Origin of the sequence: Promicromonospora panici, from assembly GCF_900608595.1 — a bacterium.
Lineage (GTDB): Bacteria > Actinomycetota > Actinomycetes > Actinomycetales > Cellulomonadaceae > Promicromonospora > Promicromonospora panici.
In genome coordinates this window covers 1-9083 of record NZ_UWYY01000050.1, presented here as the reverse complement: position 1 = coordinate 9083, position 9083 = coordinate 1, and the positions used below count along the sequence as shown (strand labels likewise).

Here is a 9083-nt window from a genome sequence, read left to right as displayed (position 1 = left end):
GCAGCGCCTACCCCGCCCCTACCAGGCAACCGAACCAGGAGCCGTACCGCCCGACACGACGCCGATCGACACAACCGCGGACCAGCCCGCCGACCCGAGCGACCCACCCTTCTGACCGGGCCCCCACATCGGCGTCAGCGAGGTCAGTGAGTCCGCGTGGCACGCAAACACGCGGCGGGCGATCCCTCACCCAAGTGAGCCCGCCGCACCGAGCAGTCGGGCAGGCCCGCGAGCGCCGCACGCTCGGACTCGAGCCGGTCGCAGGCGGGGCCCGGTCGGCGATGAGGCTGCGGAAGGTCTGGCGCAGGCAGCGTCCACGCTGGTGCATCGACGGTTCCTGCACGACGTAGCCCTGCGCGGCGAGGTGGTCGCAGACGCGGCGCAGCCCCGCCGTCATCCCGTACGCGTCATGCACCACGACGACGCCGGGGAATGGCCCCGTCCCGGCCGACGGGCGGGCTGACAGCGCGGCTCGCGGACGGCGTCGGGCGCTCGTCCGGGGGCCGTTCCCCGGACCGTGCGCATGATGTGCATGATGCACATCCCCTCCGGGCGACATGATGTGCACCATGTTCACGAACACAGACGGCACGATGGACCTGAGGGTCGCGGCGTACGCCCTCATCACGGACGAGCAGGGCCGGCTGCTCCTGCCGCACTGGAGCGAGGCCCCGCACAGCGGCTGGACCATGCCGGGCGGTGGGATCGACCCTGGCGAGGACCCGGCCGACGCCGCCGTCCGCGAGGTCTTCGAGGAGACCGGCTACGACGTGAAGCTGGGCGCCCTGCTCGGTGTCGACAGCTTCGTGATTCCCGGTGCGGAGCGGGTGCATTCGGAGGGCCGCCCGATGCACGCACTGCGGATCGTGTACCGCGCGCACGTCACGGGGGGCGAGCTGCGCGTCGAGGAGGACGGCACAACTGACGACGTCGCCTGGCACACTCCCGAGGAGGTCGACGCGCTGGACCGGGTGAGCCTGGTCGACCTGTCCCGCCGCTGGGCGGGCCTGATCCCGTAGTACGTGTCCGTCAGGGCCGGGCCGACGGCGGGAACCCCGTCCAGCGCAGCTCCGGCGGCAGGTGGCCCATGTCGTTGAACAGCACGACGGTCGGCGGCAGGCCGTCCCGGTACTCGATCACCGTCAGCGCAGTGTTGCCGCTGTCCAGACCGAGCCACCGGGCGGGCGGCGCGTCGAGCGCATGCCGCAGCAGCCAGGCCACCTGGAACGCGTGCGTCACCAGGACCTCGTGCGTCTCGACGTCGGTGGGCTTCGCGAACCGCTCGACCAGCGCCGCGGCGAGCCGCTCGCCCGGTGCGCGCTCGGCGTCGTCGTACCCGTCGAAGAAGCCCGCCCAGGCCGGCGGGAGGTCCGCCGCCGGCGGGACGAACGGCACGTGGTCGGCGAGCTCCGCCGCCTCCGCGACGGGCGCGTCGGGCAGGTGCCCGCCGATCACCCGTGCGCTCGCCGCCGCGCGCGGCAGCGGCGAGTGCCAGACGGCGTCGACCGGCTGGCCGGCCAGCCGTTCGCCCAGCAGGCTCGCCTGATGGTGGCCGACGTCGGTCAGCTCGCCGAACGCGTCCGCCGCACCGTGCCGGGCCAGGTACAGATGTCTCGTTGCCATGCGCCGAACGTACCGCCCGCCCGGCTACGCGCCCCGCTCGATCCCGAGGGTGGAGATCAGGTCCTCGTGCAGCTCCATCCAGACGACGTGGCAGGACCCCAGGCCCGTGCCGGCCACCCACTCCCCCCGGCCGGCCCGCGCCTTGCCGAGCGCTGCGGAGAACCTCGCGTCGTACCCCTCGAACCGCGTCAGCGCCGAGCCCAGCTCGGTGACCAGGGGCGCGAGCTCGCCGTCCAGCGCCTCGAGCTCGGCAAGGATGGCGGCGTCCCACTCTTTGTCGGTGTGGGTGTTCGGGGTGAGCCGGTCGCCGTTCTCCGGCCGGAGCTGCCAGTCGGTACAGGCCTGCAGCAGCCGGGCGTTCAGCGGCCCGAAGGTCTCGTGCGCCTGCTCGACGACGGGCCGCGCGCCCGCGTCGGCCAGCTCCTCGGCCAGACGCCGGTCGTCCTCGGCGCGGCCGCGGTCCGTCATCGACCAGCCCGCAGTCCCGCCGAACGCCGCCTGTCTGACCCAGCCGTACGCCTCGTCGTCGAGCAGGAGCTCGCGCGTGTCCGCCTCGTCGAGGCCGAACCGCAGCGCGACTGCGTCGTCGTCGGCCATGCCCTGGATCCGGACGGAGTGGAGCACGAGCAGGTCAGGCTGAGAGGATCGGCCGGGCACCGGGTTGTGCGTCATGTTTTGCACCGTGCATCGTCCGGTGGCCTGTGTCAACGCAGGTGGGTACGCCCAGGGAGGAAGAGCATGCCGAAAAGCTCAGCCGCGGCGGACGCCGCCGGGACACCGGGCAGCCCGGGCCGGGCGACCGGGCCGGTGAGGGTGGTGCACGGCCCCGACGACTTCGCCCGGGTCCAGCCCGGCGACGTGCTGGTGTGCCGGTTCACGGAACCCGCGTGGACCGCTCTGTTCGGCGTCGTGGCCGCCGTGGTCACCGAGACCGGCGGGGTGCTGTCGCACGCCGCGATCGTGGCGCGCGAGCACGGCATCCCCGCGGTGCTCGCCGTTCCCGGCGCCATGACCACGCTGCCGGACGGCGCGACGGTGACCGTCGACGGCAGCGCGGGGCGCGTCACGAGGTGAGCTGCAGCCGGCGCTGGAGCAGCGCCGAGACGGGACGGTAGGCGGCGAACCGGAGCGGCAGATCGCGCAGCCAGAGCCGGAACGGGTCGGCGGGAGCATAGAGACCCTTCACCTGTCGGCCGAGCTTCTGCTTGCGCTCGGCCTCGGGGCGGATCTCGGCCTCCCACTCGCGCAGCGCGGTGGGCAGGTCGTCCGGGTGCCGCTCGAGCGCCGCGCCCAGCGCGTCAGCCCCGGCGACGGCCAGCGAGGAGCCGTAGCCGGCGAACAGCGTCACGCACCACGCGGCGTCGCCCAGCAGGACCACCCGGCCGTTGCTCCAGCTGTCCATGACCATCTGGCTGACGGTGTCGAAGTACACCGACTCCGCCCGGCTCAGCTGGTCGAGCACGGCGGGCGCGACCCAGGCCATGTCGGCGTACGCGCGCGGCAGGGCGACCTGCGGCCCTTCGGCGAGCTCGTCCATGGGCCGCTCCGTGCGGTAGCCGAAGAACGCCACCGCCCGGTCCGGGCCGACGCTCACGATCGCCAGCGTCCGCCCGGTGTCGGTGAGCGAGGCCGTCACGCCCGGCTCGACGCCGTCGGGCAGCTCGTCGAGGAAGAACACGCCCGCCATGTGGTTCAGGTCCAGCCGCAGGTCGTCCTCCGGCCCGAACACGAGGCGCCGGGTCGCGGAGTGCAGCCCGTCCGCGCCGACCAGCAGGTCGGCCCGCTCGACGGTGCCTTCCTCCAGCGTGACGTCCACGCCGTCCGCGTCCTGCTCGACGCCCACGACGGTCGTACCGAACCGGATCTCCACCGTGTTCGGTGCCTCGCCGGAAGTCCGCTCCGACAGCGCCGTGAACAGCACGTCCTCGATGTCGCCGCGCAGGATGTTCAGCGCCCGCTCCCCCGCCAGCGCGCGAACCGTGGAGCCGGGCACCGAGAACCTGGTGCGGCCGTCCGGCCGCTTGTAGTCCATCCGGTCCGGCGTGATGTGCCGCTCCACGAGCTCGGGCAGGACCCCCATCCGCTCGGCCGCGTCGTACCCCGGACCTGCGAAGGCCACCGCGTACCCGCCGGAACGGCGTGCCGGCGCCCGCTCGACCACCAGGGCGTCCCACCCGGCCTGGTGCAGCCGCAGGGCAGCGCCCAGTCCGGCGATGCCGGCTCCGACGACCACGGCGCGGGGGCGGTGGGTGCTCATGTCAGGTCTCCTCGGTGAGGTGTCAGTGGCCCCGGTCGGCCGCTCATCGAGATCATGAAAACACGCTGGTGATTCGTTTTCAAGAGATGCCGGGCCCACCACGAGCACTCGATCCAGGTCCCGTCCAGGGGCAGCACTACCCATGGGCACCGCTGCGCGCCCGTGCCACCCTTCCGGCGTCAGACCAAGAGTCAGACCCCCAGGATGGAGAGCACCGATGTCAGCCATCTCCGCAATCCGCACAAGAACCGCCAGGTACTGGGCGCTCGCGGCCATCGCCGCCGTCGCCCTCGCGGCCGGCCCAACGGCCTCGGCCACGGCGTCCGACGACGCCGGCGTGCTGGCCATCGCACACAAGTCGCCGTTCAGCTGCGGCAAGACCTTCTACGCCAACAACTGGAGCCCGGGGCACAACCCCTCCGGCTCCCTCGACTGGCAGAGCTACGGCGACGACGCCATCAACGGCGAGACCGTCCGGGCCACGGCCGGCGGCACCGCCACCTTCGACAACGAGGGCAGCACCAGCTACGGCCAGTGGGTGCAGATCGTGCACGGCGACGGCACCCGCACGCGTTACGCCCACCTCGCCACGATGGTGCGGGCACCCGGGCAGACGATGTCGGTCAGCCAGGGCACCGTCATCGGGACCGTCGGATCCACCGGCGGATCGAGCGCACCGCACCTGCACTACGAGCAGCGCGGCTCGTCCGGCGTCGTCGACACGTCCCCGACCGTCGACGGCGTGACGGTCTCGCTCGGTCAGAAGAAGGCGGTGACCAGCACCAACGGCTGCGGCGGGTCGACCAACCCGTATACGCCGACGGAGGTCTGCGGCAGCGGGTTCTCGGTGGTCGACCAGGCGGCGCTCGGCACCGTGGGCCGGACCTACCTGCTGTACAACTCGAGCACGGGTTACAACTGCGTGGTCACACTGAAGTCAACCAGCCTCGGCACGCCGAGCGCGGTGTCGGCCTTCCTGGAGCCGGAGGGGTCGTCACGCACCACCGACTCCGGCAGCTACTCGTACTACGCGGGCCCGGTCAAGCGGTCGGCGCCTGGCACCTGCGTGAAGTGGGGCGGCTCGGTGGGCAGCAGCAGCTACACGAGCCCGTTCGAGCACTGCGGCTGATGCTCGCCCACGAGGTGCGTCAGCCCTGCTTCGGCGGCTGGATCAGGTCCCAGGGCATGCCGTAGAGGTCCTCGAAGACCGCCACCGTCCCGTACTCCTCGTGGCGTGGCTCCTCACGGAACAGCACGCCCGCCGCCGTCATGCGGGCGTGCTGTTCCGCGAAGTCGTCGGTCTCCAGGAAGAACGCGACCTTGCCGCCCGCCTGCCGACCGACGGCATCCGCGGCGTCGGTGCGGGCGAGCACGAGGCCCGTGCCGCCGTCCGCGGGGCCGACGACGACCCGGCGCCGGCCGGACGAGCTGGTCTCGTCCTCCCGCAGGACGAACCCGAGAGCCTCGACGAAGAACGCGATCGCCTCGTCGTGGTCGCGGACGAGGTAGGTGACGTCGGAGAGTCGCAGCACCCCGTGATCCTACGGCGACGTCCGCGCGGGAAGGTCCGCGGATGCCAGCAGGTCCAGCTTGTCCGCGGCGCTGGAACCGGCGTCCGGGTGGAACACGACGAGCATCAGGCCCTCGGCTCCGCCGATGCTCAGCCGCTCCCGGTTGAGGGTCAGCTTCCCCACCTGCGGGTGGTCGAGGCGCATCAGTGTGCCGCGCTGCCCGCGCACCTCGTGACGGGCCCAGAGCCGGCGAAACAGCGGGCTCGCCAGGGAGAGCTCGCCCACGAGATCGATGAAACGAGGATCGTCGACGTCGTTGCCCACCGCCTGCCGCAGGTTCGCGATGAAGCACTCGGCGTAGTCCTCCCAGTCCGGGTACAGGGCCTGCTCGGCCGCGTCCAGGAACATGTCGCGGAGCTGGTTGCCCCCGACAGCGAGCCGGGGCGAGAGCGCCCCGGCGAGGGCGTTCGAAGCCAGGATGTCGAAATACCGCCCTTCGATGAAGGCGGGCTGGACCAGGGAGTGCAGCAGCTTGAGCGCACCGGGCGGTGCGGTCTCCTTGGGCGCTCGGCGCCTGCGCCGGCGGGGTACCTCCGCGACCAAGGACAGGAGGTAGGCGACGTGGTCGTCGTCCAGCCGCAGCACGCGCGCTATCGACTCGAGCACTTGCACCGACGGGTGGCGGTCGCGTCCCCGCTCCAGCCGCAGGTAGTAGTCCGCACTGATGCCCGCGAGCATCGCGACCTCCTCGCGGCGCAGACCCGGCACCCGCCGCACGCCGACGTCGGGGATGCCCGCCTGCTGCGGCGTCACCAGCTCGCGCCGAGCACGCAGGTACGTGCCCAGGGCATTGGTCGTCTCGCTCACCGGGCCAACCTAGTTCGGCGCCGGACAGCCAGAGAGGGTCCTGCCACACCCCAGGCCGGAGAGGGCTCTGCCGTCGGAAACCTGCCGTGCATAACGTCCAGAACGGCCCGTCCGGGCCGAGTATTTCGTTTCGCGAGGAGGCAGGGACGTATGACCGTCACACTGATCACCGGAGCCAACAAGGGCCTCGGTTTCGAGACCGCCCGACAGCTGCTGGAGCTGGGGCACACCGTCTACGTCGGGGCGCGCGACATCGAGCGAGGCGAGAAGGCCGCGGCGGCGCTCGGCGCGGGCTTCGTCCAGCTCGACGTGACCGACGACGTCTCGGTGAGCGCCGCGCTGGCCACGATCGGCGCCGCCGAGGGCCGGCTCGACGTCCTGGTGCACAACGCGGGGATCCTCGGGAACGAAGCCCTCGACGGTCCGACGGCGCTGCGGGTCTTCGACACCAACGCGGTGGGTATCGTGCGCGTCACGGAGGCGGCGCTGCCGCTGCTGCGGCGGTCGTCGAACCCCACGGTGGTGACCGTGTCGAGCAGTGCCGGCTCGTTCTGGGCGGTGAACAACCCCGACCGGCCGGAGTACCACCTGCCGCTCGCGCTCTACTCGGCCGCGAAGGCGGCGGCCACCATGCTGACCGTGCAGTACGCCAAGGCCCAGCCGGGCATCAAGTTCAACGCGCTGGAGCCCGGCACCACAGCCACCGACCTGACCGCGGCCTTCGGGATCGGGCGAACGCCTCTGGAGAGCGCCAAGGTCGTGGTGCGGCTGGCGACCCTCGGCCCCGACGGCCCCACTGGAACCTTCCAGGACGAGGACGGGGAGGTGCCCTGGTAGAGCACGCCTACGCCGCGCGCGCCGCCCCCACGACGGCCGCTGCCATCCCGCGGAGCGCCGAGCGGTCCTTCGCGGGCAGGGGTGCGAGCAGTTCGTCGAGCGCGCTCGCGAGCCCGGCCTCGAAGTCCAGCATCGCCTGAGTCCCGGCGTCGGTCAGGGTCACCTGGACGACGCGCCGGTCGCCCGGCAGCGTCACGCGCTCCACGAGCCCGCGGCGCTCGGCCCGGTCGACGAGGCCCGTCAGGGCAGCCTTCTCGACCCCGAGGGACTGCGCCAGGTCGATCATCCGCCGGGGCTGCCCGGCCAGGCCGCACAGCAGCCGGCCCTGCATGGGCGTGAGCTCGTGCTCCTCGGCGACGCGGGCGATGGTGGCGGTCAGCACGATGGCGAGCTCGACGACGTCGGGCAGCCCGCCGAGGCCGCGCGCGCCGCACGCCGGCAGGCCGCTGATCATCTTGTCGAACCTCACCCGTCAAAGGTACACACCGCCGATAGTTCTGGCCATGTATAGTCAATGGCACGAACCATTTGGAACGGGAAGGTACCGTCATGAGCTTCACGCATCCCACCGGCACCCGCGGAGCCAAGCAGCCCGGCCGCATGTACCGCTGGATGAACCGACTGATCCTGAGGCGCGCCCGGCGCACGGAGGCCCGGACCATGGGGATGCGCCTCCTGGTCCTGACCACCGTCGGCCGTCGAAGCGGGCAGCCCCGCACCAACCCGCTCGCCTGGTTCCCCGGACCCGACGGCAGCTGGCTGGTCGTCGCGTCCGCCGGTGGTGCTCCCGCCAACCCGGCCTGGTACCTCAACCTCGCCGCCCGCCCCGATCAGGTGACCGTCGAGCAGGGCGGCCGCAAGGTCGCCGTCACCGCGGAGGAACTGCACGGCACCGAGCGCGAGCAGGCCTGGAAGCAGATCACCGACGAGGCCGCGAACTTCCGCCAGTACGAGACGACCACCGACCGGGAGCTGCCCGTCATCCGGCTCACGCCACGGTGACCAGCACCGACGCCCCGTACGGTCACAGCACCCTCCCAGCCTGCTGCCGGGCACGGCCCAGCCGCGCGGCATAGTTTCCGGCCATGAAGCGCCAGAGCAGCAAACCGAGTGCCGCACCTGAGGAACACGACGCCCCCGAGGCGCACGACCTCGGGCTCTCGCACGATCTGCCGACCCTCCTGAACCGGCGGCATGCCATCGGCCTGCTGACGGCCGGCGGCCTCGCCGCCGCTCTCGCCGCATGCACCTCGGGCACGAGCTCGACGAGCCCGACCGGTGCGCCGTCAGGCGGACCCGGGGGCGGTGCGCCCGGCGACACCGCACAGTCCGACGCCGGGGCGGGCGAGATCCCCGAGGAGACCAACGGCCCGTTCCCCGCCGACGGGACCAACGGCCCCAACGCCCTGACCACTACCGGCGTGGTGCGCAGCGACATCACGTCGAGCTTCGGGGACTCCTCCGGCACGGCCGACGGCATCCCGCTCACCTTCTCGCTGACCGTCGTGGACGTCTCCGGCGAGGGCGACGCCGGCACCCCCGTCGCGGGCGCCGCCGTCTACGCGTGGCACTGCGACCGCGACGGCCAGTACTCCATGTACGACATCACCGACCAGAACTACCTGCGCGGCGTCCAGGAGGCCGACGCCGACGGCACCGTCACGTTCACCTCGATCTTCCCGGCCTGCTACCCGGGCCGCTGGCCGCACATCCACTTCGAGGTCTACCCCTCGCTCGACGACGCCACCAGCGCCACCGGCCGTATGCGCACCTCCCAGCTCGCCCTCCCGCAGGACGTGAGCGAGGCCGTCTACGCGACCGAGGGCTACGAGCAGAGCGTGGCCAACCTGCAGGGCGTCACCCTCGACTCGGACATGGTGTTCTCCGACGGGTACGCGCTGCAGATGGCCAGGGTGTCCGGGTCCGTGAGCGAGGGCTACACGGCGACCCTCCGTGTACCGGTGTGAGTGCTCGGGTGAGTGCCGGAT

At 72.1% G+C, this 9083-nt stretch carries 13 protein-coding genes; 6 read left to right on the top strand and 7 right to left on the bottom strand.

All coding sequences use genetic code 11. The annotated features are described in order from the left end of the window. Positions 1-7 precede the first annotated feature (7 nt). Entirely contained in the window at positions 8-559 is a 552-nt protein-coding gene (locus tag EW117_RS30875) for a dienelactone hydrolase family protein (protein ID WP_422891562.1), read from the bottom strand. Positions 560-593: 34 nt separating this feature from the next. Between EW117_RS30875 and EW117_RS29185 the strand changes: the two genes are divergently transcribed. Continuing rightward, positions 594-1019, top strand: a complete 426-nt coding sequence (locus tag EW117_RS29185) for an NUDIX hydrolase (protein ID WP_129790229.1) — start codon at positions 594-596, stop codon at positions 1017-1019. Positions 1020-1029: 10 nt separating this feature from the next. Here EW117_RS29185 and EW117_RS29180 read toward each other — a convergent pair whose 3' ends face one another. Together EW117_RS29180 and EW117_RS29175 are read right to left on the bottom strand one after the other, a co-directional pair. Beyond that, on the bottom strand, positions 1030-1623 hold the full coding sequence (locus EW117_RS29180; protein WP_129790225.1) for a histidine phosphatase family protein: 594 nt from the start codon (positions 1621-1623) through the stop codon (positions 1030-1032). Positions 1624-1647: 24 nt separating this feature from the next. Continuing rightward, entirely contained in the window at positions 1648-2295 is a 648-nt protein-coding gene (locus EW117_RS29175) for a transcriptional regulator (protein ID WP_129790224.1), read from the bottom strand. Between the two features lie 66 nt (positions 2296-2361). Between EW117_RS29175 and EW117_RS29170 the strand changes: the two genes are divergently transcribed. Continuing rightward, the gene (locus EW117_RS29170) at positions 2362-2697 is read left to right on the top strand and encodes a PEP-utilizing enzyme (RefSeq protein ID WP_129790223.1); all 336 of its coding nucleotides are present in this window, start codon (positions 2362-2364) and stop codon (positions 2695-2697) included. On the opposite strand, the gene EW117_RS29165 is transcribed toward EW117_RS29170, so the two are convergent. Continuing rightward, the gene (locus EW117_RS29165; protein WP_129790222.1) at positions 2687-3880 is read right to left on the bottom strand and encodes an FAD-dependent oxidoreductase; all 1194 of its coding nucleotides are present in this window, start codon (positions 3878-3880) and stop codon (positions 2687-2689) included. The two genes, EW117_RS29170 and EW117_RS29165, sit on opposite strands and share 11 nt — an antisense overlap. A 217-nt stretch (positions 3881-4097) precedes the next feature. Between EW117_RS29165 and EW117_RS29160 the strand changes: the two genes are divergently transcribed. After that, entirely contained in the window at positions 4098-5009 is a 912-nt protein-coding gene (locus EW117_RS29160) for a M23 family metallopeptidase (protein ID WP_129790221.1), read from the top strand. Between the two features lie 19 nt (positions 5010-5028). Here the strand turns inward: EW117_RS29160 and EW117_RS29155 are convergent, their stop codons facing one another. Together EW117_RS29155 and EW117_RS29150 are read right to left on the bottom strand one after the other, a co-directional pair. Then, a complete protein-coding gene (locus tag EW117_RS29155; RefSeq protein ID WP_129790220.1) occupies positions 5029-5412 on the bottom strand; it encodes a VOC family protein in 384 nt (127 codons plus the stop codon). Positions 5413-5421: 9 nt separating this feature from the next. After that, positions 5422-6258: a helix-turn-helix domain-containing protein gene (locus tag EW117_RS29150; RefSeq protein ID WP_129790219.1), complete on the bottom strand. Its 837-nt coding sequence runs from the start codon at positions 6256-6258 to the stop codon at positions 5422-5424. A 150-nt stretch (positions 6259-6408) separates the two neighbouring features. Between EW117_RS29150 and EW117_RS29145 the strand changes: the two genes are divergently transcribed. Continuing rightward, positions 6409-7095 (top strand): SDR family NAD(P)-dependent oxidoreductase, encoded by a 687-nt coding sequence (locus tag EW117_RS29145; protein WP_129790218.1) that lies wholly within the window; start codon positions 6409-6411, stop codon positions 7093-7095. 7 nt (positions 7096-7102) lie between these two features. Here EW117_RS29145 and EW117_RS29140 read toward each other — a convergent pair whose 3' ends face one another. Beyond that, positions 7103-7564 carry a MarR family winged helix-turn-helix transcriptional regulator gene (locus EW117_RS29140; RefSeq protein ID WP_207212130.1) on the bottom strand — a complete coding sequence of 154 codons (462 nt, stop codon included), beginning with the start codon at positions 7562-7564 and terminating at the stop codon, positions 7103-7105. An 80-nt stretch (positions 7565-7644) separates the two neighbouring features. On the opposite strand from EW117_RS29140, the gene EW117_RS29135 reads away from it, so the two are divergent. Both EW117_RS29135 and EW117_RS29130 read left to right on the top strand, forming a co-directional pair. After that, positions 7645-8097: a nitroreductase/quinone reductase family protein gene (locus EW117_RS29135; RefSeq protein ID WP_165362923.1), complete on the top strand. Its 453-nt coding sequence runs from the start codon at positions 7645-7647 to the stop codon at positions 8095-8097. An 83-nt stretch (positions 8098-8180) separates the two neighbouring features. Then, positions 8181-9062, top strand: coding sequence for an intradiol ring-cleavage dioxygenase (locus EW117_RS29130; protein WP_129790217.1), 882 nt, complete (start codon positions 8181-8183; stop codon positions 9060-9062). Positions 9063-9083 lie beyond the last annotated feature (21 nt).

What these genes read in the sequence shown, in the direction of transcription:
- EW117_RS30875 (WP_422891562.1), bottom strand. Translation starts at nt 559, where the DNA reads ATGTCGCCCGGAGGGGATGTGCATCATGCACATCATGCGCACGGTCCG.
- EW117_RS29185 (WP_129790229.1), top strand. Translation starts at nt 594, where the DNA reads ATGGACCTGAGGGTCGCGGCGTACGCCCTCATCACGGACGAGCAGGGC.
- EW117_RS29180 (WP_129790225.1), bottom strand. Translation starts at nt 1,623, where the DNA reads ATGGCAACGAGACATCTGTACCTGGCCCGGCACGGTGCGGCGGACGCG.
- EW117_RS29175 (WP_129790224.1), bottom strand. Translation starts at nt 2,295, where the DNA reads ATGACGCACAACCCGGTGCCCGGCCGATCCTCTCAGCCTGACCTGCTC.
- EW117_RS29170 (WP_129790223.1), top strand. Translation starts at nt 2,362, where the DNA reads ATGCCGAAAAGCTCAGCCGCGGCGGACGCCGCCGGGACACCGGGCAGC.
- EW117_RS29165 (WP_129790222.1), bottom strand. Translation starts at nt 3,880, where the DNA reads ATGAGCACCCACCGCCCCCGCGCCGTGGTCGTCGGAGCCGGCATCGCC.
- EW117_RS29160 (WP_129790221.1), top strand. Translation starts at nt 4,098, where the DNA reads ATGTCAGCCATCTCCGCAATCCGCACAAGAACCGCCAGGTACTGGGCG.
- EW117_RS29145 (WP_129790218.1), top strand. Translation starts at nt 6,409, where the DNA reads ATGACCGTCACACTGATCACCGGAGCCAACAAGGGCCTCGGTTTCGAG.
- EW117_RS29135 (WP_165362923.1), top strand. Translation starts at nt 7,645, where the DNA reads ATGAGCTTCACGCATCCCACCGGCACCCGCGGAGCCAAGCAGCCCGGC.
- EW117_RS29130 (WP_129790217.1), top strand. Translation starts at nt 8,181, where the DNA reads ATGAAGCGCCAGAGCAGCAAACCGAGTGCCGCACCTGAGGAACACGAC.